This is a genomic window from Ruegeria sp. B10 (assembly GCF_056539825.1).
In genome coordinates, this window is sequence record NZ_JBQFVP010000001.1 from 429,376 (window position 1) to 455,251 (window position 25,876).

At 59.5% G+C, this 25,876-nt stretch carries 29 protein-coding genes and 1 tRNA gene; 15 read left to right on the forward strand and 15 right to left on the reverse strand.

All coding sequences use genetic code 11. From position 1 onward, the window contains the following. Nucleotides 1-27: 27 nt before the first annotated feature. From ACR0J4_RS02180 to ACR0J4_RS02195, 4 genes are all read right to left on the reverse strand, one after another. A complete protein-coding gene (locus tag ACR0J4_RS02180; protein ID WP_170641938.1) occupies nucleotides 28-1,320 on the reverse strand; it encodes an amidohydrolase family protein in 1,293 nt (430 codons plus the stop codon). Between the two features lie 341 nt (nucleotides 1,321-1,661). Then, nucleotides 1,662-2,123: a hypothetical protein gene (locus ACR0J4_RS02185; protein ID WP_170641940.1), complete on the reverse strand. Its 462-nt coding sequence runs from the start codon at nucleotides 2,121-2,123 to the stop codon at nucleotides 1,662-1,664. Between the two features lie 10 nt (nucleotides 2,124-2,133). After that, nucleotides 2,134-2,415 (reverse strand): hypothetical protein, encoded by a 282-nt coding sequence (locus ACR0J4_RS02190; RefSeq protein ID WP_170641942.1) that lies wholly within the window; start codon nucleotides 2,413-2,415, stop codon nucleotides 2,134-2,136. Between the two features lie 84 nt (nucleotides 2,416-2,499). Then, nucleotides 2,500-3,603, reverse strand: coding sequence for an anhydro-N-acetylmuramic acid kinase (locus tag ACR0J4_RS02195; protein WP_170641997.1), 1,104 nt, complete (start codon nucleotides 3,601-3,603; stop codon nucleotides 2,500-2,502). Nucleotides 3,604-3,866: 263 nt separating this feature from the next. Here ACR0J4_RS02195 and tyrS point away from each other — a divergent pair, with 263 nt between their 5' ends. Both tyrS and ACR0J4_RS02205 read left to right on the forward strand, forming a co-directional pair. Beyond that, nucleotides 3,867-5,117: a tyrosine--tRNA ligase gene (gene tyrS, locus ACR0J4_RS02200; protein WP_170641944.1), complete on the forward strand. Its 1,251-nt coding sequence runs from the start codon at nucleotides 3,867-3,869 to the stop codon at nucleotides 5,115-5,117. Between the two features lie 109 nt (nucleotides 5,118-5,226). Next, nucleotides 5,227-5,988 (forward strand): DNA/RNA non-specific endonuclease, encoded by a 762-nt coding sequence (locus ACR0J4_RS02205; protein ID WP_170641946.1) that lies wholly within the window; start codon nucleotides 5,227-5,229, stop codon nucleotides 5,986-5,988. Nucleotides 5,989-6,088: 100 nt separating this feature from the next. On the opposite strand, the gene ACR0J4_RS02210 is transcribed toward ACR0J4_RS02205, so the two are convergent. Beyond that, nucleotides 6,089-6,847 carry a hypothetical protein gene (locus tag ACR0J4_RS02210; protein ID WP_170747412.1) on the reverse strand — a complete coding sequence of 253 codons (759 nt, stop codon included), beginning with the start codon at nucleotides 6,845-6,847 and terminating at the stop codon, nucleotides 6,089-6,091. Between the two features lie 199 nt (nucleotides 6,848-7,046). On the opposite strand from ACR0J4_RS02210, the gene ACR0J4_RS02215 reads away from it, so the two are divergent. Both ACR0J4_RS02215 and ACR0J4_RS02220 read left to right on the forward strand, forming a co-directional pair. After that, nucleotides 7,047-7,802 carry a 3-hydroxyacyl-CoA dehydrogenase gene (locus tag ACR0J4_RS02215; RefSeq protein ID WP_170747413.1) on the forward strand — a complete coding sequence of 252 codons (756 nt, stop codon included), beginning with the start codon at nucleotides 7,047-7,049 and terminating at the stop codon, nucleotides 7,800-7,802. A gap of 10 nt (nucleotides 7,803-7,812) precedes the next feature. Beyond that, complete coding sequence (locus tag ACR0J4_RS02220) at nucleotides 7,813-8,367, forward strand: sugar O-acetyltransferase (protein WP_170373938.1); 555 nt, start codon at nucleotides 7,813-7,815, stop codon at nucleotides 8,365-8,367. 43 nt (nucleotides 8,368-8,410) lie between these two features. Here the strand turns inward: ACR0J4_RS02220 and ACR0J4_RS02225 are convergent, their stop codons facing one another. The 3 genes from ACR0J4_RS02225 to ACR0J4_RS02235 all read right to left on the reverse strand — a co-directional run bounded on the left by ACR0J4_RS02225 (nucleotide 8,411) and on the right by ACR0J4_RS02235 (nucleotide 11,599). Then, nucleotides 8,411-10,219, reverse strand: coding sequence for an ABC-F family ATP-binding cassette domain-containing protein (locus ACR0J4_RS02225; RefSeq protein ID WP_480668280.1), 1,809 nt, complete (start codon nucleotides 10,217-10,219; stop codon nucleotides 8,411-8,413). A gap of 68 nt (nucleotides 10,220-10,287) precedes the next feature. Then, nucleotides 10,288-11,022 (reverse strand): GNAT family N-acyltransferase, encoded by a 735-nt coding sequence (locus ACR0J4_RS02230; RefSeq protein WP_170641951.1) that lies wholly within the window; start codon nucleotides 11,020-11,022, stop codon nucleotides 10,288-10,290. A 100-nt stretch (nucleotides 11,023-11,122) separates the two neighbouring features. Further along, nucleotides 11,123-11,599, reverse strand: a complete 477-nt coding sequence (locus tag ACR0J4_RS02235) for an outer membrane protein assembly factor BamE domain-containing protein (RefSeq protein WP_170641953.1) — start codon at nucleotides 11,597-11,599, stop codon at nucleotides 11,123-11,125. An 84-nt stretch (nucleotides 11,600-11,683) separates the two neighbouring features. Here ACR0J4_RS02235 and ACR0J4_RS02240 point away from each other — a divergent pair, with 84 nt between their 5' ends. From ACR0J4_RS02240 to ACR0J4_RS02275, 8 genes are all read left to right on the forward strand, one after another. Further along, nucleotides 11,684-12,220 (forward strand): DUF177 domain-containing protein, encoded by a 537-nt coding sequence (locus ACR0J4_RS02240; RefSeq protein WP_170548171.1) that lies wholly within the window; start codon nucleotides 11,684-11,686, stop codon nucleotides 12,218-12,220. A 204-nt stretch (nucleotides 12,221-12,424) separates the two neighbouring features. After that, on the forward strand, nucleotides 12,425-12,631 hold the full coding sequence (gene rpmF, locus ACR0J4_RS02245) for a 50S ribosomal protein L32 (protein ID WP_008756996.1): 207 nt from the start codon (nucleotides 12,425-12,427) through the stop codon (nucleotides 12,629-12,631). A gap of 24 nt (nucleotides 12,632-12,655) precedes the next feature. Beyond that, nucleotides 12,656-13,744, forward strand: a complete 1,089-nt coding sequence (gene plsX / locus ACR0J4_RS02250) for a phosphate acyltransferase PlsX (RefSeq protein ID WP_170548168.1) — start codon at nucleotides 12,656-12,658, stop codon at nucleotides 13,742-13,744. A gap of 22 nt (nucleotides 13,745-13,766) precedes the next feature. After that, nucleotides 13,767-14,738: a beta-ketoacyl-ACP synthase III gene (locus ACR0J4_RS02255; protein WP_170641955.1), complete on the forward strand. Its 972-nt coding sequence runs from the start codon at nucleotides 13,767-13,769 to the stop codon at nucleotides 14,736-14,738. A gap of 96 nt (nucleotides 14,739-14,834) precedes the next feature. Next, the gene (ihfA, locus tag ACR0J4_RS02260; RefSeq protein WP_037316145.1) at nucleotides 14,835-15,137 is read left to right on the forward strand and encodes an integration host factor subunit alpha; all 303 of its coding nucleotides are present in this window, start codon (nucleotides 14,835-14,837) and stop codon (nucleotides 15,135-15,137) included. A gap of 18 nt (nucleotides 15,138-15,155) precedes the next feature. Continuing rightward, entirely contained in the window at nucleotides 15,156-15,716 is a 561-nt protein-coding gene (locus tag ACR0J4_RS02265; protein ID WP_170641956.1) for a MerR family transcriptional regulator, read from the forward strand. Nucleotides 15,717-15,776: 60 nt separating this feature from the next. Continuing rightward, nucleotides 15,777-15,853 (forward strand) — tRNA-Pro (locus ACR0J4_RS02270). A gap of 61 nt (nucleotides 15,854-15,914) precedes the next feature. Further along, a complete protein-coding gene (locus ACR0J4_RS02275) occupies nucleotides 15,915-16,994 on the forward strand; it encodes a 2'-deoxycytidine 5'-triphosphate deaminase (RefSeq protein WP_170548161.1) in 1,080 nt (359 codons plus the stop codon). Here ACR0J4_RS02275 and ACR0J4_RS02280 read toward each other — a convergent pair. The 6 genes from ACR0J4_RS02280 to argS form a co-directional block, all read right to left on the reverse strand. Beyond that, a complete protein-coding gene (locus tag ACR0J4_RS02280; protein ID WP_170548158.1) occupies nucleotides 16,991-17,209 on the reverse strand; it encodes a hypothetical protein in 219 nt (72 codons plus the stop codon). The two genes, ACR0J4_RS02275 and ACR0J4_RS02280, sit on opposite strands and share 4 nt — an antisense overlap. A 64-nt stretch (nucleotides 17,210-17,273) precedes the next feature. Then, complete coding sequence (scpB, locus tag ACR0J4_RS02285) at nucleotides 17,274-17,924, reverse strand: SMC-Scp complex subunit ScpB (RefSeq protein WP_170483407.1); 651 nt, start codon at nucleotides 17,922-17,924, stop codon at nucleotides 17,274-17,276. Further along, nucleotides 17,917-18,711: a segregation and condensation protein A gene (locus tag ACR0J4_RS02290; RefSeq protein ID WP_170483405.1), complete on the reverse strand. Its 795-nt coding sequence runs from the start codon at nucleotides 18,709-18,711 to the stop codon at nucleotides 17,917-17,919. The genes scpB and ACR0J4_RS02290 overlap by 8 nt, the downstream gene beginning before the upstream one ends. Beyond that, the gene (nagZ, locus tag ACR0J4_RS02295; protein WP_170641960.1) at nucleotides 18,701-19,708 is read right to left on the reverse strand and encodes a beta-N-acetylhexosaminidase; all 1,008 of its coding nucleotides are present in this window, start codon (nucleotides 19,706-19,708) and stop codon (nucleotides 18,701-18,703) included. The genes ACR0J4_RS02290 and nagZ overlap by 11 nt, the downstream gene beginning before the upstream one ends. Then, complete coding sequence (locus ACR0J4_RS02300) at nucleotides 19,705-20,760, reverse strand: SPOR domain-containing protein (RefSeq protein WP_170641962.1); 1,056 nt, start codon at nucleotides 20,758-20,760, stop codon at nucleotides 19,705-19,707. Before ACR0J4_RS02300 ends, nagZ begins: the two co-directional genes overlap by 4 nt. An 87-nt stretch (nucleotides 20,761-20,847) precedes the next feature. Further along, nucleotides 20,848-22,593, reverse strand: coding sequence for an arginine--tRNA ligase (gene argS / locus ACR0J4_RS02305; RefSeq protein ID WP_480668281.1), 1,746 nt, complete (start codon nucleotides 22,591-22,593; stop codon nucleotides 20,848-20,850). Between the two features lie 131 nt (nucleotides 22,594-22,724). On the opposite strand from argS, the gene ACR0J4_RS02310 reads away from it, so the two are divergent. After that, complete coding sequence (locus ACR0J4_RS02310) at nucleotides 22,725-23,270, forward strand: molybdopterin-binding protein (RefSeq protein ID WP_170641966.1); 546 nt, start codon at nucleotides 22,725-22,727, stop codon at nucleotides 23,268-23,270. On the opposite strand, the gene ACR0J4_RS02315 is transcribed toward ACR0J4_RS02310, so the two are convergent. Continuing rightward, complete coding sequence (locus tag ACR0J4_RS02315; protein WP_170548147.1) at nucleotides 23,271-24,413, reverse strand: deoxyguanosinetriphosphate triphosphohydrolase; 1,143 nt, start codon at nucleotides 24,411-24,413, stop codon at nucleotides 23,271-23,273. 76 nt (nucleotides 24,414-24,489) lie between these two features. On the opposite strand from ACR0J4_RS02315, the gene ACR0J4_RS02320 reads away from it, so the two are divergent. Together ACR0J4_RS02320 and xth are read left to right on the forward strand one after the other, a co-directional pair. Beyond that, entirely contained in the window at nucleotides 24,490-24,813 is a 324-nt protein-coding gene (locus ACR0J4_RS02320; protein WP_170373953.1) for a HesB/IscA family protein, read from the forward strand. Nucleotides 24,814-25,094: 281 nt separating this feature from the next. Beyond that, complete coding sequence (gene xth, locus ACR0J4_RS02325; RefSeq protein ID WP_170641968.1) at nucleotides 25,095-25,874, forward strand: exodeoxyribonuclease III; 780 nt, start codon at nucleotides 25,095-25,097, stop codon at nucleotides 25,872-25,874. Nucleotides 25,875-25,876: the final 2 nt, after the last annotated feature.

The following is a 25,876-nucleotide window of genomic DNA, read 5'->3' on the forward strand; positions in this document are numbered from 1 at the left end:
TTACAATTCTTCTTGTTATTGAGCTTCCTAAGTATTTGGCCTGGGCGCATAATCTGCGGGATCCAGGGTCGTGGGACGGTCAGGCAAAGAAAGCGCGGCCATACGTGGTTCTGTGCGGGCTAGCACCTTTCCGTTTTTGATAACGGCAAGCCGGGTGGCTTTCATGCGAACTGCTTCAATCGGGTCCTGCGCTTGCAGCACAATCATATTGGCAGGGCCGCCTTCGCGGATCGTCGGGTCGGGCAAGCCCATTGCTTTGGCACCATTCTGAGTAACGGACCTAAACGCCCACTCCATCGCCTCGCGGGATGTCATCGGCACGGCATGCACGCCCATGTGAGCCACTTCCAACATGTCGGCGGAGCCAAGCGAGTACCATGGGTCCATCGTGCAATCCTGTCCGAAGGCGACATTCACACCTGCTGCGCGCAGCTCTGGCACCCGGGTCAGCCCCCTACGACGCGGATAGGTATCCGAACGGCCTTGCAGCGTGATATTGATGAGAGGATTGGGCACTACATTCATGCCACTTTCTGCGATTAGCGGTATGAGCTTCGATGCATAGTAGTTGTCATACGAGTGCATTGCGGTGACATGACTTGCCGTTGCCCGCCCGCCAAGCCCAAGGCGCGTGGTCTCATAGGCTAAGGTTTCCACGTGGCGCGACATTGGATCGTCGCTTTCATCGCAATGCAAATCCAGCTTCAGACCTCTGTCTGCCGCTATCTCGGCCAGTCTTCTGACCGACCGGGCGCCTTCCGACATTGTACGCTCAAAATGCGGGATGCCGCCCACTACATCGACACCCATATCAAGGGCTTGGATCAAGTATGTTTCTGCATTCTCCGCGCGGTAAAGGCCATCTTGCGGGAATGCTACCAATTGCAGATCAATATAGGGAGCGACCTGCTTGCGGACCTCCAACAGCGCTTCGACGCCAACCAAAGGTGTGGATGAAACATCCACATGCGAACGGATTGCCAGCAATCCCTGCGATACGGCAAGGTCGCAATATCGCATGGCGCGTTCAATTACTGCCTCGGGTGTCAGCAGGGGCTTCAATTCGCCCCAAAGCGCAATGCCTTCCAATAGTGTACCCGAGACATTCATGCGAGGCGTTCCAAGGCTCAGGGTCGCATCCATATGGAAGTGTGGGTCGGTAAACGGGGGCGAAACCAAGCGCCCAGCCGCGTCAATGACTTCGCCCGCCTCAGCCTCGATCTTGGGGGCAATTTCTGCGACGCGGTCACCCTTGATCGCAATATCCAACGGCCCTCGGCCATCCGGCAGTTGGGCTTGTCTAATGATGATGTCGAGCATTCATCTTCCCCCAAATTTGACCACAAGGTAAAAGTATTCTGATAAAATGCTACATTTTTTTGCTGTGTTTCAGGAACCAGCGCTTCGGATAGTCTGACGCAATTCGAATGCCTGCAAGGCGGAATGCGAACGCAGCAATTCGTCGTATCGATGGATGGCGGCTTTGGAGCCATCCGCGCTATCCAATTATCCTGAACACATTGGCTTGATAGCGCGGTTATAGCCTTAACACTCAGCTAGGCGCAGGAGCGCCAAGGCATCTCGCCACAATTGACAAGTGCGAGCGAGTAGCAACAAAAATGCAATCGACGGCTTGGAAGCGCCCCCAACCCCGCATGCCCCTATTTCTCGGCCCGGTTCTTCAAAAGCGCGGTCAACAAGGGCACCAGCAACGCCGGCAAAGATCCCAGCGGATTTGCCCCGATACTCTTGACCGCCTGAACCACCTCACGCGCCTCGGCGGCCATTTCCTCCATCTCTTCTTCTACGTCCGCGATCGCCATGTCGCGCACTTCCACCGCCGGGGCGATTTCATCCTCGACACTGGTCCGCCGCGCAAACAGAACCAGTAGCGCCGCCAAAACTAGGTTCCCGGCCGCCAGCACCGCTGCTGCACCGGCGGAAGACATCAACGCGTCCAACGCAAAAAAGATGGCAACATTCAGGGCAACCAGACCGGCCAGTGCCGCGATACCTGCCAGCACCATCAGGATCGTCTGTTGCTGCATGACCGCAAAACGACGACGCGCGATCAGGCGTTCCGTGCGATAGATCGTTACAAGATTTCTGCTAAACCTGCTCATCTCACCCTCTCTATCTGCTGGCCCGACCGACCACATACCCAAGCGAGAATGCAATCAGCAGAACTGTAATCGGATAGTCCTTCTGCAAACGTCCAAACTCGGCAACGACGTCCTCACCCATGGCCTCGGCCCCGGATAGATCAACGCCATGCTCCTTCAGCAACCGCCGAATCTCATCGCTCGTTTTGGTCGAGGCCTTTTCTTCGGCGCCCGCCTCAGCGCTCTCCTCCAACTTCGCGCTGCGCGCGCGCAACGCCTCAAGTTCGGCTTCCAGTTCCGCTTTTGTCGCCATGAAACAAGACCTTTGTTGAAACAAGTTTACACAAGCGTCGCACATTTATGCCCGCTTTTGAACCACTTGGTCCGAGTTTCCAGCTTAGCTGGCCTGATCCACCGAGACACGGCTGACTATGCCACCGCCCACCAGGGCCTGCACCCCTGTCGTTCCGGGGCACGAAGTCGGCAAGCCCCGCGCCACGCGGACCGCCAAATAGGCGAAGGCCTGAGCTTCCAGCATATCGCCGTCCAACCCCACGGCCTCGACCGGCTCAACCGGGCAATCCAACGAGACGCGCAGCATCTCCATCAGAACGGGGTTATGCCGGCCTCCGCCGGTCACCAGCACGCGCGTGGGGGGGTTCGGGCAATGCTGCATCCCCTGCGCCACACCCGCCGCACACATTGCGGTCAGGGTCGCGACCGCGTCTGCATCGCTCAACTCCTGCACCAGACGCACCATCTCGGCAAAGTCGTTTCGATCCAGAGATTTGGGCGGCATGCGCGCAAAGAACGGCTCGGCTAAAAACAGCTCAAGCGCACCGGTTTCCACGGTGCCGCCGCGGGCCACTGCACCGTCGCGATCCATCGGCTGGCCCAGACGGGCCTGCATAAGATCATCCACAGGCGCATTTGCCGGGCCAGTATCAAACGCCAACAAAGCCCCGGGCGCTTCGGGGCCATCAAAGGACGGGTCCACATAGGTCAGGTTGCCGACACCGCCGAGGTTCAGGAAACACAGCGGCTCCCGCGCATCGATCCATTTGGCACAAGCGAAATGGAAGAACGGGGCCAGAGGCGCGCCCTCGCCCCCCAAAGCCACATCGTCACTGCGGAAATCCCAGACAACCGGCAAACCCAGCGCCTGTGCCAGCCCAACGCCGTCGCCCACCTGTAAGGTACCGCGCCCACGCGGCTCATGCGCAAGGGTCTGGCCGTGAAAGCCGATCAGGTCCACCTCTTCAAATTCCGACAGGGCCTCGGCATGGGCCACGGTCACCAACTCGCCAGCAACCTCGACATCGGGGCCTTGCCATTGCCCCAAGGCGGCCCGGATCACCGCACGTTCAGCCTCGGAATAGGCGCGATAGCCGGTTTCACCAAAGCTGAAAATACGGTGACCATCGGTTTCGACCACGGCGGCATCCACGCCATCCATCGACGTTCCGGACATCGCCCCAAGCGCCCGGATCGGACCTTGCATCTTGTTGGACTGCCGCACGGCTGCCTCCTGCCTGTATCAGACGTTGCACCTGCCTTCTGAACAATCAGAGCGTGCAACGGCGCCAACCTGCCCCGCCTATGGCAGACAAGGCAAGCGCCTTGCGCCCAAGCTGCAAAGAATTCTGCCCCGAGCGCCCTGTATGCGACGCTGGCCCGAGGTCTTTTTCAGCGCAAAAGGCACCTTCCCCTTCCCTACGCCGCCGCCTATACAGTGCCCCGCAACAGTAACCCCGAGGGCACGATATGACCTACCACCCCAAATCGGATTTCATCGCCACGATGATCGAGCGCGGCTTTCTGGCCGACTGCACCGATTATCAAGGCCTTGACGACGCGCTGATCGACGGGGTGCAGACAGCTTATATCGGCTATGACGCCACCGCGCAGTCGCTGCATGTGGGTCACCTGATGAACATCATGGTGCTGCGTTGGCTGCAAAAGACCGGCCACAAGCCGATCACCCTGATGGGCGGCGGCACCACTAAGGTGGGCGACCCCTCGTTCCGCTCGGATGAACGTCCCCTGCTGGGGCCCGAACAGATCGACGCCAATATCGCGGGCATGAAGCAGGTATTCTCGAAATACCTGTCTTACGATGACAGCGACACCGGCGCGCTGATGCTGAACAATGCCGAGTGGCTCGACAGCCTGAACTACCTCGATTTCCTGCGCGATATCGGGCGGCATTTCTCGGTCAACCGGATGCTGTCCTTCGAGTCGGTGAAATCCCGGCTGGACCGCGAACAATCGCTGAGCTTCCTGGAATTCAACTACATGATCCTGCAGGCCTACGACTTCCTTGAGCTGAACCGCCGCTATGGCTGCGTTCTGCAAATGGGTGGCTCGGATCAGTGGGGCAATATCGTCAACGGTATCGACCTGACCCGCCGCGTCTTGGATCAGGAAATCTACGGCCTGACGACGCCTCTGCTGACCACCAGCGACGGCCGCAAGATGGGCAAATCGCAGGGCGGTGCGATCTGGCTGAACGGCGATATGCTGTCGCCCTATGAGTTCTGGCAGTTCTGGCGCAACACGACTGACGCCGATGTAGGCCGCTTCCTGAAGATCTTCACCGAGCTTCCGGTCGATGAATGCGACCGCATGGGCGCGCTGCAAGGGTCTGAGATCAACGAGGCCAAAATCCGTCTCGCCAATGAAGTCACGACCCTTCTGCATGGTGCCGAAGCCGCTGCCACAGCCGAGGCCACGGCCCGCGAAGTGTTCGAAAAAGGTGGTATTGGCGGAGACCTTCCGACCCTCACGCTCAGCGCGGATGAACTGGGCGCTGGCATGTCCATCGTGCAGTTGATCGTGAAATCCGGTCTGGCCAAGTCTGGCAAAGAAGCCAAACGCCTGATCTCGGAAAACGGCGCTAAGCTGGACGATGCGCCGTTGACGGATGCAGGGCTGATGATTGACGCAGGCGCGTTGTCCTCTCCGATCAAACTGAGCGCAGGCAAGAAACGCCATGCACTGGTTCAACTGGGCTGATCTCTCTCGTTTCCGGGCGCAAACACCTGCGCCCGGAGCGCCTTATTTCGTCGAAGCCCAAATCTATGCTAAACTGCTGACTATTGAAGCGTTTTAGTATGATTTGAACATGGTAGTTGCGAACAAATTCACATCTTCCCGCCGCGCCGACGTTGTCTTTGAAGGCGAAAAATTCTCAACTGGCGCGGATGAGGTCACCTGCATCCTGACAACCGACAGCTTGAAGCAAAAGGGAAGCTCTCCGGCTACCGGCCATTGCGCGATTGTCGAACGGTTCAACTCGCGCTGGGATGTAAAGGACCTGATTGATCTGGCTGCGGTGCAAAAGGCCCTGTCCAGCAAGTCGACGCTCCAAAAGCTTGCCAAGGCAAATTCGGTCGACAAGATTTTGGAGCTTCTGGCGCTGACAGAAATTCAGATGCTGTCCGACTACTCGGAACTGCAGGCTCAGACATACATCAAAGGCCACATCCTAAGCGAAAAACTTGGCGGGCCCGGCACCAATGTCAATCTGACGCCCATGTCGGCCAGCTCGAACTCGACCTACTACGGTGCCTTTGAATCCAAGCTGATCAAGAGCTTGCAGGACTTCAGAAAAGAAGAGAAAGCCTCGGGCTATCGGGTCCGCGTCCGGTTTCATGCAAAGTGCAGCGGCGGCATGAAACCCTGGTGGAGCAGCGCGTCAAAGGAAACCTCGCGCATGTTGAGCAAGCTGCCGAGAACCCTGAAAGCAAGCTGGCGGGTCGACAGCTTTTTCAAAAACGGCAAACCAGGCGAGAGGATCGCAAAGTCTAAATTACCGGCATCGGCAGCAAAGAAGATGCCTAAAGCGAGTGGCGCTCAACCGGTGACCTACGCGCTGGCGCTGTAGAAAGCCAAGTTGGCGCTGGCTGTATCCGGGGTCAAACACGCTGGTGTAGGTCGCCGAATTTGGCAACCTACAAAAAGTTCAGGCACTACGTCGCGATGGGCTACTTCTTGCCCTTTCCTCCGCCGTTCTTGCCGCCGCCTTTGCCGCCTCCGCCTTTACCGTCGCCGCCCTTGCCGCCATCGCCTTTGCCGTCGCCGCCTTTGCCGCCTCCGCTGTTTCCACCATTTCCGTTACCGCCGCCGCCGTTTCCGGAGCCGCCGCCCTGTCCATTGTTGCCGCCACCGTTACCGGTGCCCGGCCCTGAACCTCCGTTGTTGCCGCCACCGTTTCCGGGGTTTCCGCCATTTCCATTGCCGTTGCCGGGACCGCCGTTGTTGCCGCCATTGCCACCGTTTCCAGGGCCGTCACCGCCGCCACCATTGCCGGGGCCATCGCCACCGTTACCCGGACCATCGCCCCCATCACCTGGGCCGTCATTGCCGCCTGTGCCACCATCACCCGCCGGACCGCCTCCGCCGATGTTGCCCGGACCGTTGGAAGACCTGTCTTCGCCTTGGTTCGAAGCGGCCTGCACACTCGCCGTGGGCAAATCGGTCAGCAAAGTTGCCAATCCCGGGCATTGCGCACCTGTTACGCTTAGAGTGGTTTCGAAATCGGCCCGCCTCTGCAGACGCTCCAGAAAGCTGGGCGTAACCTGCGCACAATCGCACAAACCTGCGTAGTCTCCGGCATTGGCGAGATCACGCGCTGTTTTCCAGTTGCAGGTTTCCGGCGCGGCTGCTGCGCTTCCGACCATGAACACCCCGACAAACGGCGCAATCGCAAGCGCGCCAAGTTTTTGCTTTGTACTCTTTAACATTTCAGCACCTCCTGACGAAAAAACACCCGACCGCGTCAGGTTGTTCATTCACGAGTTGGCGATCTTCCGTGAAGCCGGTCTGAAGGGTTTCTGAGGATTTCTTCAGAACCCAACGCGGGGTCCAAAGCCAAACCTATAGACAGGACGCGGCTAAACTGTTTATTGAACATATGTTCATTAACCCGCGAGGAGGCCCATCATGAACCTGTCCGACACCGCAGCCATCATCACCGGCGGCGCGTCCGGTTTGGGCGAAGCCACCGCCCGGCACTTTGCCGCGCAGGGCGCTCAGGTCACGCTGCTGGATCGCGATGCTGACCGTGGCGCGAAGGTCGCCGCCGAGATCGGAGGGCATTTCACTGAGACCGACGTGACCCAAGAAGCCTCGGTTGCAGCAGCGGTCGAGTTGGCCACGGACAAAATGGGCAAGATCACCGCCGCCGTGAATTGCGCCGGTATTGCGGACGGTATCAAAACCGTCGGGCGCGACGGCCCGCACCCTTTGGACGCGTTCCAGCGCACCATCGACATCAATCTGGTGGGCAGTTTCAATGTCGCCCGTCTGGCTGCGGCCCAAATGGCCTTGAATGAGCCCGATGCAGACGGGGCCCGTGGAGTCATCATCAACACCGCCTCGATCGCGGCATTCGACGGACAAAAGGGTCAGGCGGCCTATGCGGCTTCAAAAGGCGGCGTTGTCGGCATGACCCTACCCATGGCCCGCGACCTAGCCTCAACCGGTATCCGCGTGATGACCATCGCGCCCGGCATCTTCATGACGCCGATGCTGGCCGGTCTGCCGGAAGAGGTGCAAGCCCAATTGGCCGCCGACGTCCCGAACCCACCCCGCTTGGGGGACCCGAAGGAATACGGACGCCTCGCCGCCTTCATCGTCGAGATGGGATATCTGAACGGAGAGGTCATCCGCATCGACGGCGCCCTAAGGATGCGCTAACCCTAAGGACATGAGCGAACGGCAGAAAATGGCGGCGGGTGCGTGGTACACCTGCCTCGATCCGGAACTGGAAGACTTGCGCCAGACCGCCCGTCGCGCCGTTTACGCCCACAACTCATGCCAGCCCGATGATCGCGGCCCGATCGCGCCTGAGCTGCGTGCGCTTTTCGCCGAAATCGGGCATATGTGCTTCATCGAAGCCCCGTTTCATTGCGCCTATGGATTCAACCTCTCTCTGGGCGATCGTGTCTATTTTAACGCGGGCTGTACCATATTGGATACCGCGCCTGTCAGGATCGGCAGCGACACAATGCTGGGCCCTAACGTCCAGATCTACTGCGCAGAACACGCCAAGGACCCCGCCCTGCGCGCAGACGGTCTTGAAGTCGCGCATCCGGTCACGATTGGAGAGAATGTTTGGATTGGCGGCGGCGCTATAATCCTGCCTGGTGTCTCAATCGGCGACCGGGCCATTGTAGGCGCGGGCAGTGTCGTGACCAAATCTGTCGCACCCGATGAAACGGTCGTTGGCAACCCAGCACGCCCGATCCGGGGAAGCGCATAAGACGACCTTGAAAACCTGAGGAAACTGAGTTTCGGGTCTTTTGCTACCCGCCTTCGGCCTTTTCCTCAAGCATCAGCCACTCTTCCTCGGAGGCCGACAGTTTTTCCTGCCGTTCGACCAACGCCTCGGTGGCTTTTTGGAACTTGACCGGCTCACGCGTGAACAAATCCGGGTCCGCCATCAGCTCTTCCAGTTTGGCAATCTCGGCCTCCAGCCGCGCAATCTCGGCCGGGAGCTTCTCCAACCGGTGCTTTTCCGAGAAGGACAGGCCAAGTTTCGGCTTGGCCTCTTGCTTCACCTTTGGCTTGGAAGCTTTTGTTTTCTCTTCTTTCTTAGGGGCAAGATCACCCCGCTGAGCGATATAGTCCGACCACCCGCCCGCATAAACGGTAGCACGGCCATTGCCCTCCATCGCGATGGTTGTGGTGGCCACACGGTCCAGAAAGTCCCGGTCGTGGCTGACCAGCAGAACCGTGCCGTCATAGTCGTCCAACAGCTCTTGCAGCAGGTCCAGAGTTTCCACATCCAGATCGTTGGTCGGTTCGTCCAGCACCAGTAGATTCGACGGTTTCGCCATTAACTTCGCCAGCAGCAAACGCGCTTTTTCTCCGCCGGACAGGGACTTAACAGCCGCTCTTGCCTGACGTTCATCGAACAGAAACTCTTTGAGGTAACCCACGACATGTTTGGGCTGCCCACCGACCATGACCTGATCGGCCTTACCCGACACGCGCATCTCGGGGTCGCCGGTCAGGCTGTCCCACAGGCTCATCTCGGGGTCCAACTGCGCGCGAGTCTGGTCAAACACCGCGATCTCCAGATTGGTGCCCAGCGTCACGGTGCCTTCATCCGGAGCCTCCTGCCCCAGCAGCATTTTCAACAGAGTGGTTTTACCCACCCCGTTCGGCCCAACAAAGGCAACCCGATCCCCGCGCTGCGCCAATAGATCAAAGCCGCGCACGATCTGCTTGTTGCCATAGGCTTTCGACAGAGCTTTGGCCTCGATCACCTTGCGACCGGACTTCGGCCCGGCCTCAAGCGACATGGCGGCCGAGCCGTGACGTTTGATCTGCGCCGCCTTCTCGGCCCTCAGGGCCTGTAACGCGCGCACCCGCCCTTGGTTGCGCTTACGTCGTGCGCTGATCCCTTCGACCGCCCATTTCGCCTCGGACTTTATCAGGCGGTTCAACTTGTGACGCTGCTGATCTTCCTCTTCCCAGACCTTGTCGCGCCAAATTTCGAACGCCTCAAAGCCCTGTTCCTGCCGCCGCACCATGCCGCGATCAATCCACAGGGTTGCGCGGGTCAACGCCCGCAGGAACGCGCGGTCGTGCGAGATCAGCACATAGGCAGCCCGCGTCGCGCCCAATTCGCGCTCGAGCCAAGCGATGGCTTCGATGTCCAGATGGTTGGTCGGCTCGTCCAGCAACATCAGGTCCGGCGCTTCGGCCATCAGCTTGGCCAAGGCCGCGCGCCGCCGTTCCCCGCCCGAGGCAGTCTCAACGGGGCGCGACGGGTCGAATTTCAGCCCCTCACCCGCGCGTTCGACCTTGTAGAGCTCGCCCGGTTCCAACCCGCTTGAGGCATAGTCGCCCAGCGTCGTGAACCCCTCCATCCCTGGGTCCTGCTCCATATACCCAACGGACTTTCCGGGAGGCACAACGATCTCGCCCTGATCCGCCTCAACCAGCCCCGCCATCACTTTCATCAAGGTGGACTTACCCGAGCCGTTGCGCCCCACAAGCGCAACGCGATCACCCGGCTGGACCACCAGATCCAAACCGGAAAACACCGGATCACCCCCGAAGGTCAGGGAAATGCCGGACATCTGCAACAAAGGAATTCTCGCCATGCCCGCCAGCTAAACCGGCCAGCCTGATGCGTCAACGCCCCGGCTTCACCTTTTCAAAAATACTCAATTCACCCGGCCACCGCCCGCAGCAACCGTTTGCGGGCCGGGGGAATCGCCCCGATCTCTAACCCGGTGAAAACGTGCAACGTGTTCATATGCCGATCCACCACCGCGTGATCGCTGACCCAACCGCCCATCATCAGATAGGTACGCAGCAATGGCGGCATTCGCAGCATCGCCTTTTTGACGTCCGGCCTGCGCCGCAGCTTGGACGCAAACCGAAACACATCCGGCGCTTTCACCCGCGGCAGCCAGCGTTTCGGCGCCAGATGACGGTGTTTGAGCATCGCAAACGCGTCCAGATACTCGGCCGTCTCGGTGCCTGCGAATGAGGAGCACCCAAACAGCATCTGGATTCCGTTCCGGTCCACATAGGCCGTCATCGCGCCCCACGCGACACGTAGGATGTCCGGGTCTGTCCGGTCGGGGTGGATACAGAACCGCCCCATCTCGACCATACGGCCCGAGAATCCTTCGAGGCTGGACAGATCGTAAAACTGCGCCGAGTAGCTGCGCCCGATCTCAGCCCCGCTATCCATGGTCAGCATACGGAAACAACAGACCAGAGCGCCCCCGTCCTGCAGGTCTTCGACCAGAACATGGGCGCAAACCGGATCGAACGCGTCAGCATCCAATGCGCCGGTGCAAAACGCCCGCGTTCGGAGCGCCTGCGCCGCCGCTAGATCTTCGTCACTCTGCGCCAGACGCGCCCGAAAACGCCCTTTGCTCAACAACACAGCCATGACCGCATCCTCCGCCCTTGCCGACCGGATTTCAACCTTATGGCTCTGCTATCACGGCAGATGTGACCGCCTTGTGAAGACGACACGACAGTCCTGTGACTTAGTTGGTGGCGCCCGGAATGTTAGCTGGGTTGAAGTTGCCGATATTGCCCAGCAGCTGACGCAGGAAGCCGTTGTTCTGGATGCTGGATTCGGTCACGCGCCGTTCAAGGGTCACGACGACTCCGTCCTCCAGACCGAACCTCTCGATATTGCGGACGACGCCGCGCTGGTCAAAGCTGATGGCAACCAATTCGCGCGAGACGACCTCGGGCCGTTTGGGGCCATAGAAGCGCACACGAGAGGCGACGTAGTAATAGCCCGAATCTTGCACAACGCCGGAAATGCCGGGCGCCCCGATGGCTTCGGCCACGGTGTCGCGGGTATCGACACCCACTTTGATCTCGGCCAGATCTTCGGCAGGCGGAATATAGCCGTGATTCTTGAAGGTTGGCGTACAGGCCGCAATCGCAGCCAGACAGGCAATAAAGACGAGCGATTTCGCTGCTCGTTTCACCTTGTTTACACCCATCACCATATACACCCTCTTGCCTTGATCCGTAACGGCCCCTATCCGCTTACAGAAACCGATGCCCCGGTTCAACACAGGAAAGGGTCACGAATGAGCAACACGACATCTCTGCGGGTGGCCGACCTGCCCCAAAACACACCAACATCCTTCGAATTGCGCCCAAACGCGACAGAATTGGACAACATCAAAGCCGAGCTTGACCTGCTGGGCCTTCGCAAGCTCAGCTTTGTCGGCCAAGTTGAGGCCGAAGGAAAGAAGGACTGGGTCCTCACCGCCAAACTGGGCGCAACTGTCGTGCAACCCTGCGTCGTGACGCTGGAACCGGTGACCACACGTATCGACGTCCCCGTCACTCGTACCTTTCTGGCCGACTGGGCAGACCCCGAGGATGAAGAGTTCGAAATCCCCGAAGGCGACGAAACCGAGGCTCTGGGCGCCGAAATTGACCCCACTCAGGTGATGATCGAGGCGCTGTCACTGGCCCTCCCCCTTTATCCTCGCAAAGAGGGTGCGGAACTGGAGCAGGCCGACTATACAGAGCCGGGTAAACAGGCGATGACGGACGAAGATGCAAAACCCTTCGCCGGACTGGCAGGTTTGCGCGATGCGCTGAAAAAAGACGAGTGACAGGGCAGAGATTTCCTGTCATAGCAAGCGGTCAGAAAAATCGCTTGAACATGTCGAGAATCGCAGTATTTTCGCGCGCTCATCGGACTTAGGGTTGGACAACGTGGGGCATGTACCCTAAACGCGCGTCAAACCACGATAAACGAAATATGAAACCCGGTCGGCGGCGATTCTGCTGACCCTCAGTAGACAAAGGTTGAGACCATGGCCGTCCAACAGAACAAAGTTTCCAAGTCGCGTCGCAACAACCGCCGCGCACACGACGCTCTGGTTGCTGCAAACCCGAACGAATGCCCGAACTGCGGCGAGCTGAAGCGCCCGCACCACGTTTGCGCATCCTGCGGCCACTATGACGACCGTGAAGTCGTCGCTCAGGCCGACGAAATCGACCTGGACGAAGACGCAGCCTAAGCCTGATCGAGCGCAAGCCTTCGCATGACGGAACAACCCACGCACGCCGGACGGATCATCATTTCCGTTGATGCTATGGGGGGGGACGATGGTCCCGTAGCTGTTGTTGCAGGTTTGGCGCAATCGGCGAAGAAGAACCCCGATATCGGGTTTCTGCTGCACGGTCCGGAAGACAAGCTGCGCAAGCTCGTAGCGAAACGGCGCGTCCTAGATGGGCGCGTCGATTTTCGTGATTGTCCCGACGTCGTCACGATGGAGGACAAGCCCAGCCAGGTTGTGCGCAACGGCAAACAGACCTCGATGTGGTCCACGCTTGAGGCCGTGCGTCAGGGTGATGCCCATGGCGCGGTATCCTGTGGCAACACAGGCGCGCTGATGGCATTGTCGATGATGCGTCTGCGCAAACTGCCTGGAGTTAGCCGCCCGGCGATTGCGATTCTGTGGCCCTCGCGCAACCCTCAGGGGTTCAACGTGATGTTGGATGTAGGCGCCGATGTGCGCGCCGACGCCAAGGATCTGCTGCAATACGCGCTGATGGGCGCCTCCTACGCGCGCAACGGCATGGCGCTGCAACGCCCTCGGATCGGGCTTTTGAATGTCGGTACCGAGGAACACAAAGGTCGGGCAGAGCTGAAAGAAGCGCATGCCATGATCACCGACTTCGCCGAATCCGCGAATTTTGATTTCGTGGGCTTTGTCGAAGGCAGCGATATTCCCGGCGACAAGGCAGATGTCATTGTGACCGATGGGTTTACCGGCAATGTCGCGATCAAAACCGGCGAAGGCACGGCCAGCCTGATCGGCGATCTTCTGCGCGAAGCATTCAAATACACACCCCTCTCTCGACTTGCGTCGGTGTTGGCGATCACCTCGCTGAATCGCCTGAAAAAACGCATCGATCCGCGTCGGGTGAACGGAGGCGTTTTCCTGGGGCTGAACGGAACTGTGGTGAAATCCCACGGCGGCGCGGACGCGACCGGAGTGTCAGCCGCAGTCAAGCTGGCCTTCACGCTGGCCCAATCAGGTTTTGCCGAAAAATTGGCAGCACGGGTTGCATCAACGGCCCAGCTTGCACAAGATGCCGCGCATGCCGCGCCGCAGGCGGAAAAATAACAAAGAAGGCAGTACCTCAAACATGGCAGGCCGTTCAGTCGTTGTAGGTGTCGGACATTATTTGCCCGAACGTGTTGTCCCGAATTCCGAGTTTGAACAGACTTTGGATACGACGGATGAATGGATCCGAACCCGGTCGGGGATCGAACGCCGCCACTTTGCTGCCGAAGGTGAAACCACCTCAGATCTGGCGACCAATGCCGCACAAGCCGCCCTTGCAGATGCGGGGCTGGAAGCCGACAACATTGACGCCATCGTCCTTGCGACCTCAACCGCTGATCTGACCTTTCCGTCAGCGGCGACCATGGTTCAGGCCCGCCTTGGCATGACGCGCGGTTTTGCCTTCGATGTGCAGGCCGTCTGCGCCGGATTCGTTTTCGCGCTGAGCAATGCAAACGCGCTGATCCTCTCGGGTCAGGCCAAACGCGTTCTGGTCATCGGGGCCGAGACGTTTTCCCGAATCATGGATTGGACCGACCGCTCGACCTGCGTGTTGTTCGGCGACGGCGCAGGTGCCCTGATCCTTGAGGAACAGGAAAGCACCGGCACGTCGGACGACCGGGGCGTTCTGGCAACCGATCTAAACTCGGACGGGCGGTATCAGGACCTGCTTTATGTGGATGGTGGCGTGTCAACGCAATCGACCGGTCATTTGCGGATGCAAGGCAACCAGGTCTTCCGTCATGCCGTTGAAAAGCTTGCCAAAACCGCCAACACAGCACTCGATCGCGCCGGGCTGACGGCCTCGGACGTGGATTGGATCGTGCCGCATCAGGCCAATATCCGCATCATTCAAGGCACAGCCAAGAAGATGGGCCTGCCGATGGAGAATGTTGTGGTCACCGTGCAGGATCACGGCAATACCTCGGCCGCGTCGATCCCTCTGGCCCTGTCGGTTGGCAAACAGCGTGGGCAAATCAAGCAAGGCGATCTGATCGTAACCGAAGCCATTGGCGGCGGGCTAGCTTGGGGCGCGGTTGTTCTGCGCTGGTAACCGGCGCAATTCAGCTTACGCCCCCACCTGCAATTCATTGATATTGACAGTGAATTTGCCCCCGCCCTATGCTTTGACATCAACAGGGGAAAAGGTATGAGCGACAAAACACTGACCCGAATGGATCTAAGCGAAGCCGTCTTTCGTGAAGTTGGCCTATCACGCAACGAAAGCGCGCAGCTGGTGGAAAGCGTTCTGAACCACATGTCCGACGCGCTGGTGCGCGGTGAACAGGTTAAGATTTCCTCATTCGGCACGTTCAGCGTTCGGGACAAAACCGCTCGTATCGGTCGCAACCCCAAAACTGGCGAGGAGGTTCCCATTCAACCCCGCCGCGTGCTGACTTTCCGTCCGTCGCACCTGATGAAGGATCGCGTCGCCGCCGGGAATCGCAAGTAATCCTAGGACCTCGCGGACATGAGTAAATCTCCCGACGCATTTCGCACCATAAGTGAAGTTGCGGATTGGCTCGGAGTACAGGCCCATGTCCTGCGATTTTGGGAAAGCCGGTTTACTCAGGTCAAGCCCGTGAAACGGGCCGGAGGGCGCCGGTACTATCGCCCCAACGATATGCGTCTTCTGGGTGGTATCAAAAAGCTGCTGCATGAGGATGGGATCACAATCAAGGGCGTACAGCGTATACTGCGCGAACAGGGCGTTGCCCATGTCGCCGCGCTCTCACCGTCTCTGGATGAGCCTGCGGTCGAGGAAACGGACAGCACCGTTGTTCCCTTTTCCGCCAAACCTACCCTGCAGACCGAACAAATCCCCATGGACCTCGACGCACCGCAAGAAGCTGAGGCACCAGAGGAAAGCGCCGAACCAGCCGAGTTGGATGCTGCGCCTCTGGTTGGAGGCATCGCTTCACTGGCATGGAATCGGTCCGAATTCGACGATGAACTACTCAGCCGTATCGCGCCCCTGGCAAAGGATTTGCGCGCATGGTTGAACCGGGTGGAAACACGGGCGGCAGGATAGAAAAAAGGCAATGTTTTCCTCTTGCCCCTGCCGGGAAAACCGTTATGAACACTCCAACGTCGGGCTATGGCGCAGCCTGGTAGCGCGTCCGTCTGGGGGACGGAAGGTCGCAGGTTCGAGTCCTGCTAGCCCGACCAAATCACACCGACGTTTATGGCAGACAGGCCAGATCCCGCTCTGGCATCAGGGGGGATCGAAATGACAGGTGTATGCCCAAACCAGCAGATCGAAGCGATGATCACACGCGGTGAGATCAGCGCCAGCCCGGACGTGATCTCGGCACAGGTTCAACCCGCGAGCCTTGATCTACGTTTGGGAACAACGGCTTATCGCGTCCGCGCCTCGTTTCTTGCGGGTGAAGGGAGATCGGTCGCCGACCGTCTGGCCGAGTTTGAGATGCACCGGATCGACATCACCGACGGAGCCGTGCTCGAGAAAGGCTGCGTCTATCTGGTGCCGTTGATGGAATCGCTCGCCCTGCCCGCCGAGACCAGCGCGGTGGCGAATGCCAAAAGCTCAACCGGGCGGTTGGACCTGCTGACGCGAACAATCACCGATGGCGGCACCGAGTTCGACCGGGTGCCCGCAGGCTACACCGGCCCGCTCTACGCCGAGATTTGCCCACGCTCCTTCTCGGTACTAGTACGGCCCGGCATGCGGCTTAACCAGATTCGCTTCCGTCAGGGTCAAGCCGTTCTGACCGACGCCGAATTGACCGCTCTACACACCGAATCCCCGCTGGTCGATGGACCTGCCGTCATTCAGGACGGTCTGGGCTTTTCGGTTGACCTGCAGTTGCCTGACACCGATCTGGTCGGCTATCGTGCAAAGCCGCATACCGGCGTGATTGATCTGGACCGGATCGGCGCATACGACCCACAAGACTATTGGGAAGAGGTGCGCACGAGTGATGGCTGCATCATCCTCGACCCCGGCGCGTTCTATATCCTCGTCAGTCGCGAGGCGGTGCATATACCACCCATGTACGCGGCTGAAATGGCCCCCTATCTGGCCATGGTCGGTGAGTTCCGTGTTCACTATGCGGGCTTCTTCGACCCCGGCTTTGGGCATGCGGCCGCAGGTGGTGCCGGATCGCGCGGTGTGCTTGAGGTCCGCTGCCACGAGGCCCCATTCGTTCTGGAACACGGTCAGGTCGTCGGGCGCTTGGTCTATGAGAAAATGTCCGAAATGCCCACGCAGCTATATGGCGTGGGCATTGCCTCTAACTATCAGGGACAGGGGCTGAAACTGTCCAAACACTTCAAGGCAGCTACCTAAAACCGCATGAACCGCCGCATCTGACGGGTCATCTGCTTGGCCTGTTTGATACTCTGCGACTGGTCCGGCCCCGGTTTACCTTTCGGTTGGGTATCGCCTGAATCCGACGAACCGCCCATACGGCTTGCCATATCAAACCCCTTGTCGATGCCTTTGTTGACAAGTCGGCGCGTGACTTGGCGGACGATCATGTCGATGATCCGATTTGCATTCATTGCTCAACTCCGTTTCCTGCGCCTAAAGATAGGGTATCCATGCGGCGGCAAAAGGGCTGTCTGATCACTCTTCCTCGAAGAGTTCGGTCTGATCTTCGTCAACTTCGTCTTCGCGCCCCTCGCCCAGTGGGATAGCACCCGGCGGTGGGCGGTTTTCCAACAAGCCAGCGGCGCGCAATTCCTTTAGGCCCGGCAGGTCGCGAGCGTTTTCTAGCCCGAAGTGATCCAGAAACTCAGGCGTGACGACAAAGGTCACCGGACGACCGGGCGTCATACGGCGGCGGCCCAGCCGGATCCACTCCATCTCGAGCAATTGGTCGATGGTCCCGCGTGAGACGGAGACACCGCGTATCTCTTCGATCTCGGCCCGCGTGCAAGGCTGGTGATATGCCACGATGGCCAGCGTTTCGATCGCAGCACGGCTCAGCTTGCGAGTCTCAACCGTTTCTTTCTGCATCAGAAAGCCAAGGTCAGGGGCGGTCCGGATCGCCCATGCCTCACCAACCTTGACCACGCGCACACCGCGGCCCTCATAACGTTTCTGAAGCAACTCAACGGCTTGCGCGGCATTGCTACCATGCGGCATCCGCGCCTCAAGATCGGCATTTGTCACCGGTTCGGCGCTGGCAAACAGCACCGCTTCGACCATCCGCTCCTGCTCGGCCAGAGGGGGCGCTTCGAACAGGGTGCCGGTTTCTTCGGGGGCGTCAGTCACGAGTCTCGGTCCTCTTGCGCAGATGGATCGGGGCAAAGGTGTCGCTTTGCTTGATCTCCATATGTCCTTCTTTCACCAGCTCCAGCGAGGCTGCGAAAGTCGCCGCCGTGGCCGAGCGTCGCCGCACCGGATCACCGTCCCATCCGTCGGGCAGATAGGTCTCCATATCCGTCCAGGCCCCGGCAAACCCGATCAGAGGGCGCATTCGCTCCAGCGCCTGCTCCATCGTGAACACCGAGTCGCGGTCCATCACAAAGGGGCGGAATTCATCCCGGGTGCGGATGCGCGCATAGCCCTGCATCAGGTCCAACAACGTAGCCGAATAGGTAACAGTCCGTATGCGGGTGACGTCTTCGGCCTGCCCGCGCTTGAAGAAATCACGCCCTAGCTGGTCCCGCGCCATCAGCCGGGCAGCGGCATCACGCATGGCCTGCAGGCGTTCGAGCTGAAACGCCAAGTGGGCTGCAAGTTCCTCACCCGAGGGCCCCTCGTCATCCGGGTCAGGTGGCAGCAGGAGGCGCGATTTGAGAAAGGCCAGCCAAGCGGCCATCACCAGATAGTCTGCGGCCAGTTCGATCCGCAGCGCGCGCGCCTTTTCGACAAAAGCCAGATATTGCTGCGCCAGTGCCAGAACCGAGATCTTGCGCAGGTCGACCTTTTGCGTCCGTGACAGGGTCAGGAGCACATCCAACGGGCCCTCGAACCCGTCGACGTCAACGATCAGCGCTTCGGCTGCCAGCCGGTCGGCGACCGAAACCGGATCTTCGCTGAAAAGATTATCGTTCATATACCTGCCCGCCCATTAGGGCAGATAGTTCAGCCTCAGTGGCCTCGATGTCAAGTTCGGCGGGCTTTTTGCGCATGGCCAAGGCCCGATCTGCGCGGGCCTGCGCCGCCTCGGTCATCTGGCCTGCGGCCTGAAGCACATCACGACGCTCAGCAAAGCTGCCGTTGCAGTGCAATACGACATCACAGCCTGCCTGCAAGGCCTGTGCCGCGCGCTCGGGCACCAACCCGCTGAGCGCCTTCATGGTGATGTCATCGGTCATGACCAGCCCGTCAAAGCCGATCACCTCGCGGATGACCTTCATCATCGGGGCCGAGATCGTGGCCGGTGTCGGATCGATCTGTTCGAACACCAGATGAGCGGTCATCGCCATTGGCAGGTCGTTCAGAGCCTTGAACGGGGCGAAATCGGTCTGCGTCAGCTCTTCGAGCGGCAGGTCGACGCGCGGCAGGTCGAAATGTGTGTCCAGCGTGGCCCGACCGTGACCGGGCATGTGCTTGACGACGGGCAAAACGCCCCCATCCAGATGCCCCTGCGCAACGGCCCGCCCCAGTTGAGCGATGCTTTTTGCATCACTGCCGTAGCAGCGGTTGCGTAGAAAGGCGTGGGTTTCCGGGCGCGCGACATCCACCATCGGGGCGCAGTTGCTGTCGATCCCCAGCTCAAATAGCTCATGCGCAATCAGGCGATAGCGCAGGTACATGGCGCGTTCCGCATGCTCTCCGGCCCGTTCAGCATGATCGAGCGGCGGCATCCATTCGCGCGCCAGAGGGGCGCGCAGACGTTGAACACGGCCTCCCTCCTGATCAATCGTTATGGGACAATTCCGCCCAACGGCCTCGCGAAAGTCATCGCACAGGGCCCGGACCTGATCGGCACTTTCGATGTTGCGCGCGAACAGGATGAACCCAAACGGGTTCATATCACGGAACAAGGCCCTTTCGTCATCGGTCAGCCGCAGCGCTTCTGCGTCAGAAATCGCGGCCCCAAACGTCACCTGACGGCCACCGGGATACAGTCCGCCCCTTGCGCTACCAACGCCGCACAGAACTGGCGCGAGTCGCTCAGGTCATCAAAACCAAGCACGCGCAACCGGTAGAAGGTGCGGCCACCGCTTGAGGTTTTCTGGATAACACGCTGTTTTCCGTCCATATACTCACCGAACTGACCGTTTAGACGCGCCCATTCGGATTTGGCGACATCCGCGCTCTCAAAAGCGCCAAGCTGCGCCAGACGAGTGCCTTTGCTCAGTGTGTCAGGGTCTACATCCAACCCAACGGCGGATTTGACGGCCGCGTTGATCGCTGCCTCAGACGTATCGGTGACCACCGCACGGCGGGCCGGGCGGGTTTGCGGGCGCAACGAGCGGCGCACACCCGGAAGCTCGGCAATGGTCGGGTCTGGCAGAGCTGCGGCGAAATCCGCAGGGTCAATCGCAGGCTCTTCCTCGGGCGTCACCAGTGACGCTAGCTGCACGCCATCCTCGGTTTGCTGATCATTGGCACGAGCCGCCTCGCCCGCGAGCTCGGCGACCAGTGCGTCCACTGCGTTCTGCCGCAGGGCCGCGGCCTCTTCGTTCGAAATCGGCTCTTCGACGACATGAACAGCTTTGGTCGGCTTCAGTTCCCCAGCGGGCAGGTCCTCATCCGTCAGCGAGACCGGACGCGGGGCTAGGATCAGACGATCCGCAGGGGCGGCTGCCGAGCCTTCGGCAGCAACGGCATTCACGGCCAGACCCTGATGATCTGCGGGGCGTCCGCCCGGGTTTTCGGGTTGAATGCGCATCGGACCTTCGGCGGCGCGGACAACAGGCACACCGCTGACATCGCGCATCACCAGCTTGTAGCTCCAGATTCCGATCCCGGCGACCAGCGCCAGAGAGGCAACCGCCCCCAGCACGTTCATCGCCTTGCCAACGCCAAAACCGCTGCGCGGCGCGGCATGGTCGGCCATCTCGTCAGGGTAGTCATACCCATCATCGGCATAGGATTGATTCGGGTAATGCATCTGCCCGGGGCTTTGATGCCCCGAGTAATCGTAACTCGTCATGTCCGCCTCACCGCCCGATTGCACCTGAAATTAAGGCGCGCGGGTCATTTCTTGTCTGCCTCAGACCGGCGGTTCGGGCGGTATTGGTTACCGCATCTCCTGCGCCGGAGTAACGCCAAGAATACCCAAGCCTGCTGAAATCACAACAGAAACGGCACGGGCCAATGCGATTTTCGACTGGCTTGTGGCAACATCGCCATCCTGGATGAAGCGCAGTTGAGTTTCTTCATTGCCCTTGTTCCACAGAGCATGAAAATCCCCTGCCAATTCATACAGATAGAACGCAACGCGGTGCGGTTCGTTAGTGCGCGCGGCAATTTCCACAAGTCGTGGCCATTCGGCCAGTTTCTTGGCCACAGCCAGCTCAGAGGTATGGTCGATCTTGCCCAGATCCGCGCCCACAAGGGTCGCATCGTCGGCAGCAATCTCGGCCTCGGCCGCGCGGCGCAGCACGCTCATGACGCGGGCATGGGCATATTGCACGTAGAACACGGGGTTCTCACGGCTTTGCTCCAGCACCTTGTCGAAATCGAAATCCAACGGCGCGTCGTTCTTGCGGGTCAGCATTACGAAACGGGTCACATCCGGGCCCACCTGATCGACCACATCGCGCAGGGTGACAAAGTTCCCGGCCCGCTTGGACATCTTGAACGGCTCGCCATTTTTCCACAGTTTCACCAGCTGGGTGAGCTTGATATCCAGCGGCACCTCGCCGTCAGACAGCGCCGAAACAGCTGCCTTCATCCGTTTGACATAGCCACCATGATCCGCGCCAAACACGTCAATCAGCGCGTCAAAACCACGGCTGACCTTATCATAGTGATAGGCGATATCCGGGGCGAAATAGGTCCAGGCACCATCCGATTTCTTGACCGGGCGGTCGACGTCATCGCCATGTTCGGTCGATTTGAACAGGGTCTGCTCGCGCGGCTCCCAATCCTCGGGCTTTTTGCCTTTGGGCGGCTCCAGCACGCCTTCATAGATCAGGCCCTTGTCGGTCAGCGACTGCAGCGCGGCTTCGATCCGGCCCGTTCCGTAGAGGGATTTCTCCGAGAAGAACACGTCCATCTCAACGCCCAGCGCCTTCAGGTCGGCGCGGATCAGGTCCATCATCGCGTCGGTGGCAAAGTTGCGCAGGTCTTCCAGCCATTCGCTCTCGGGCTTGTCGATCAGGCTGTCGCCGTATTTCTCTTTCAGCGCCTCGCCGATCGGGATCAGGTAGTCGCCGGGATAAAGACCCTCAGCAATCTCGGGGCTCAGACCATTGGCTTCGCGGTAGCGTTCATAGGCGGACCGCGCTAGCACATCCACCTGCGCGCCACCGTCGTTGATGTAGTATTCGCGCGTCACGTCATGACCGGAATAGGCCAGCAAGCTCGCCAGAGCGTCCCCGAACACCGCGCCCCGCGTATGACCCACATGCAGCGGACCGGTCGGGTTGGCCGAGACATATTCCACGTTGACCTTCTGCCCCTGCCCCATGGTCGAGCGGCCATAGTCAGTGCCCATCTCCAACACGCGCGCAAGAACACCCTGCCAGACCGTTGCGGCCAGACGCAGGTTCAGGAACCCCGGACCCGCAACCTCGGCGCTGGTGATCCGGTCATCGGCGGCCAGCTTGACTGCCAAAGCGTCCGCAATGTCGCGCGGCTTCATATTGGCGGGCTTTGCCACCACCATCGCCGCATTGGTCGCCATATCGCCATGCGCAGCATCGCGCGGCGGTTCGACCGCCACGTTGTCAAAGCTCAACCCCTCGGGCAGAGCGCCTTCGGACTGCATCTGCGCCAACGCGTCCAGTACAAGACCACGGATCTCGGAAAACAGGTTCATTTCGGATGTCCTTTTGCTTGCCCGGCGGTTTACCACGCAAAGCGTCAAGGTCAATGGAGGGCATCTGTTTGGGCTTGGATTGTCCACGAACACGGCTAATTTGAGCAGGATTGCAAAACCGGAGACGACCCATGCGCCTAGTCCTGCCCCTTGTCCTTGCCCTAGCGACGCCCGTATGGGCCGAGATGCCCGCGCCCAAGGGGCACGTTCTGCTGACATTGGGCGGCGCGGTGTCTGAGACCAACCTGCCCGCACGCGGCGAGAATGACGGCGGTCTGCTTGGATATCTGGAGGTCACGCATAGCGGAGCAGCCGGTTTCGACACCGCGATGCTGGACGCGCTTGATCAGACCGAAATCACGATACCCTACGGCCCCGAAGGCAACAAACGCGAGATCACGTTCTCCGGCCCTCTTCTGTCAGCGGTCATGACCATGGCCGGGGCCGAAGGGAAAACCGCCAAACCCATGGCGCTGGACGGCTATCAGGCAGAAATTCCGTGGAGCAGTATCGAGGCCCACAACCCCATTGTCGCGACCCATGCGGATGGCAGCCCAATGGGCATCGGCGGCTACGGCCCAACCATGATCGTCTTCCCCCCAACCGACGACACTGATCTGGCGCAGGAACAAGCCGGTCAGCAGGTCTGGGCGCTGGCCTATATCGGGATCGAATAGTTACTGGCCAGTAAGGCGCTTATGATCCTGCAGCGCAAACCGATCAGTCATGCCCGCAATGTAGTCTGACACGATCCGCGCCAGCGCGGTCTCATCCAGCGCCGCTTCGATATCGTCATGCCAGCGGGTCGGCATCTGCTTGGGATCATTCAGGTAGATCGGGAACAGATCTTCGACGACGCGAGCCACTTTTCCCCGCACTTCCATTACACTGGGCGCGCGATACATCCGCGCAAACAGAAAAGCGCGTATCTCCTTGAGTTGCACCCAAAGCCCGGCAGAAAACTGAATGACCGGAGCGACATAGTGCCTGATATCCTCAACCGACTGCGCCCCCGACCCGGCAATAAACTCTCGCGATGTATCAATCACATCCGAGACCATGACACCAAAAACCCGTCGCAACGCCTCATGCCGGCGGCGATACGGATCAAGCCCAGGATAGGCCCGGTCAACGGCCGCATAGCACTCTCCTACAATCGGGAGTTGCTGGATCTCATCGTCAGAGAACAAGTTGGCTCGAAGCCCATCCAACAGATCGTGGTTGTTATAGGCAATATCGTCCGACAGGGCCGCCACCTGCGCCTCGGCACTGGCATGCGTGTGTAATTCAAGATCAAATCCGCCATTGCATTCGGCCAGAGCCCAAGGCAGTTCTCTGGTCACCGGTCCGTTGTGCTTTGCGATCCCTTCCAGACATTCCCATGTCAGATTGCAGCCGTCGAACTCGGCATAGTGGCGCTCCAGCTTGGTGACGATGCGGATGGCCTGCGCGTTGTGGTCAAAACCGCCGTAAGGGGCCATTAAAGCATGCAGCGCGTCCTCACCCGTGTGACCAAAAGGTGTGTGACCCAAGTCATGCGCGAGCGCGATGGCCTCGGTAAGCTCTGGGTTCAGGTCCAAAGCCCCAGCAATTGTGCGCGCGACCTGAGCCACCTCAATCGAATGCGTCAGGCGGGTGCGGTAGCTATCGCCTTCATGTTCGACAAAAACCTGCGTCTTATGCTTAAGCCGCCGGAACGCGCTGGCATGAATGATGCGATCCCGATCACGCTGAAAGCATGACCGGAAACTGCTTTCCTCCTCAGGCACCAACCGCCCCCGTGCGCGGCTTGGATCCGAGGCAAAACCCGCTCTATCCAAAAGTCTGGTCCTTGTCGCCTGTCGATAGGTTTCATATATTGTACGTTGGTTGGGAAATAAACCTTTGGAGTCCGGCATGAATCTGCCTCCGACAGTCACAGAACGAGCGTTTGAGCGCCTTGCTGAAATCGGTGCCGCCAATCAGGGGCAGGCCTTGCGTGTCGCCGTTGAAGGCGGCGGATGTTCCGGTTTTCAATACGAAATCGCGTTGGACGAACCAAAAGAGGACGACCTTGTGCTGGAAGGCAAAGGCCAAAAGGTGATTGTCGACTCGATCTCCCTGCCCTTTCTGGAAAATGCAGTCATTGATTTTACCCAGGAACTTATCGGCGCGCGGTTCGTGATCGAAAACCCCAACGCGACGTCCTCCTGCGGATGCGGCACGTCGTTTTCCATGTAAACCACGTGGGGGCTTTGCCCCCACACCCCCAAGGTATTTTCAGCCAGATGAAGCAGGGAGCCACTCTCCGACCTGAACGCCGGAGAGCTTCACCTGGCGCGGTCATCGGCGCCTCCGCCTGTACCGCATCTCTTTGCTACAACCAAATTGGTTAAGGATCCGTTTCTTCATCTGGCCAAAAATACCTCAGAGCGCGAGGCAGAGCCTCGCAACCCCACCCACCACCTTGCCGCTGGGATCATTCTGGGCGATAGGTTGCCAACAGCTTTGGAGGATCGCGCATGAAAATCGCCACGTTCAACATCAATGGCATAAAAGCGCGGGCCGAAGCCTTGCCACGTTGGTTGGATGATGCCCAGCCGGACGTGGTTCTTTTGCAGGAAATCAAGTCCGTCGACGAGAACTTCCCCCGAGAAATCTTCGAAGAACGCGGGTACAATGTCGAGACACATGGTCAGAAGAGCTTTAACGGTGTCGCAATCCTCTCGAAGCTACCTTTGGAGGATGTGACGCGCGGCTTGCCCGGTGACGATGAAGATGAACAAGCGCGTTGGATCGAAGCAACGGTTGTCGGAAAGCAGGCGCTGCGGGTCTGTGGCCTCTATCTGCCGAACGGAAACCCAACGCCCGGGCCAAAATACGACTACAAACTGGCGTGGATGGAGCGTCTGTACGATCGCGCCCGTGCCCTGTTGGCCAGCGAAGAGCCTGCGTTAATGGCGGGCGACTACAACATTATTCCGCAAGCTGAAGATGCAAAGCGCCCCGATGCATGGCGCGAGGACGCCTTGTTCCGGCCCGAAAGCCGGGCTGCGTTCCGCATGATCCTGAACCTTGGGTTCACCGAAGCGTTCCGTGCCCGCGTACATGGTGCAGGCCACTATTCCTTTTGGGACTATCAGGCCGGAGCGTGGAACAAGGATGACGGCATTCGCATCGACCATTTTCTACTGACTCCGCAGGCCGCAGATCTGATGCGGGACTGTCAGATCGACAAAGAGGTGCGTGGGCACGAAAAACCCTCGGATCACGTGCCGGTCTGGGTCGATCTGGACATCTGAGA

Excerpts from the sequence above, each read along its gene's own strand:
- ACR0J4_RS02180 (WP_170641938.1), bottom strand. The coding sequence starts at position 1,320 with ATGCTCGACATCATCATTAGACAAGCCCAACTGCCGGATGGCCGAGGG.
- ACR0J4_RS02185 (WP_170641940.1), bottom strand. The coding sequence starts at position 2,123 with ATGAGCAGGTTTAGCAGAAATCTTGTAACGATCTATCGCACGGAACGC.
- ACR0J4_RS02190 (WP_170641942.1), bottom strand. The coding sequence starts at position 2,415 with ATGGCGACAAAAGCGGAACTGGAAGCCGAACTTGAGGCGTTGCGCGCG.
- ACR0J4_RS02195 (WP_170641997.1), bottom strand. The coding sequence starts at position 3,603 with ATGCAAGGTCCGATCCGGGCGCTTGGGGCGATGTCCGGAACGTCGATG.
- tyrS (WP_170641944.1), top strand. The coding sequence starts at position 3,867 with ATGACCTACCACCCCAAATCGGATTTCATCGCCACGATGATCGAGCGC.
- ACR0J4_RS02205 (WP_170641946.1), top strand. The coding sequence starts at position 5,227 with ATGGTAGTTGCGAACAAATTCACATCTTCCCGCCGCGCCGACGTTGTC.
- ACR0J4_RS02210 (WP_170747412.1), bottom strand. The coding sequence starts at position 6,847 with ATGTTAAAGAGTACAAAGCAAAAACTTGGCGCGCTTGCGATTGCGCCG.
- ACR0J4_RS02215 (WP_170747413.1), top strand. The coding sequence starts at position 7,047 with ATGAACCTGTCCGACACCGCAGCCATCATCACCGGCGGCGCGTCCGGT.
- ACR0J4_RS02220 (WP_170373938.1), top strand. The coding sequence starts at position 7,813 with ATGAGCGAACGGCAGAAAATGGCGGCGGGTGCGTGGTACACCTGCCTC.
- ACR0J4_RS02225 (WP_480668280.1), bottom strand. The coding sequence starts at position 10,219 with ATGGCGAGAATTCCTTTGTTGCAGATGTCCGGCATTTCCCTGACCTTC.
- ACR0J4_RS02230 (WP_170641951.1), bottom strand. The coding sequence starts at position 11,022 with ATGGCTGTGTTGTTGAGCAAAGGGCGTTTTCGGGCGCGTCTGGCGCAG.
- ACR0J4_RS02235 (WP_170641953.1), bottom strand. The coding sequence starts at position 11,599 with ATGGTGATGGGTGTAAACAAGGTGAAACGAGCAGCGAAATCGCTCGTC.
- ACR0J4_RS02240 (WP_170548171.1), top strand. The coding sequence starts at position 11,684 with ATGAGCAACACGACATCTCTGCGGGTGGCCGACCTGCCCCAAAACACA.
- rpmF (WP_008756996.1), top strand. The coding sequence starts at position 12,425 with ATGGCCGTCCAACAGAACAAAGTTTCCAAGTCGCGTCGCAACAACCGC.
- plsX (WP_170548168.1), top strand. The coding sequence starts at position 12,656 with ATGACGGAACAACCCACGCACGCCGGACGGATCATCATTTCCGTTGAT.
- ACR0J4_RS02255 (WP_170641955.1), top strand. The coding sequence starts at position 13,767 with ATGGCAGGCCGTTCAGTCGTTGTAGGTGTCGGACATTATTTGCCCGAA.
- ihfA (WP_037316145.1), top strand. The coding sequence starts at position 14,835 with ATGAGCGACAAAACACTGACCCGAATGGATCTAAGCGAAGCCGTCTTT.
- ACR0J4_RS02265 (WP_170641956.1), top strand. The coding sequence starts at position 15,156 with ATGAGTAAATCTCCCGACGCATTTCGCACCATAAGTGAAGTTGCGGAT.
- ACR0J4_RS02275 (WP_170548161.1), top strand. The coding sequence starts at position 15,915 with ATGACAGGTGTATGCCCAAACCAGCAGATCGAAGCGATGATCACACGC.
- ACR0J4_RS02280 (WP_170548158.1), bottom strand. The coding sequence starts at position 17,209 with ATGAATGCAAATCGGATCATCGACATGATCGTCCGCCAAGTCACGCGC.
- ACR0J4_RS02290 (WP_170483405.1), bottom strand. The coding sequence starts at position 18,711 with ATGAACGATAATCTTTTCAGCGAAGATCCGGTTTCGGTCGCCGACCGG.
- ACR0J4_RS02300 (WP_170641962.1), bottom strand. The coding sequence starts at position 20,760 with ATGACGAGTTACGATTACTCGGGGCATCAAAGCCCCGGGCAGATGCAT.
- argS (WP_480668281.1), bottom strand. The coding sequence starts at position 22,593 with ATGAACCTGTTTTCCGAGATCCGTGGTCTTGTACTGGACGCGTTGGCG.
- ACR0J4_RS02310 (WP_170641966.1), top strand. The coding sequence starts at position 22,725 with ATGCGCCTAGTCCTGCCCCTTGTCCTTGCCCTAGCGACGCCCGTATGG.
- ACR0J4_RS02320 (WP_170373953.1), top strand. The coding sequence starts at position 24,490 with ATGAATCTGCCTCCGACAGTCACAGAACGAGCGTTTGAGCGCCTTGCT.
- xth (WP_170641968.1), top strand. The coding sequence starts at position 25,095 with ATGAAAATCGCCACGTTCAACATCAATGGCATAAAAGCGCGGGCCGAA.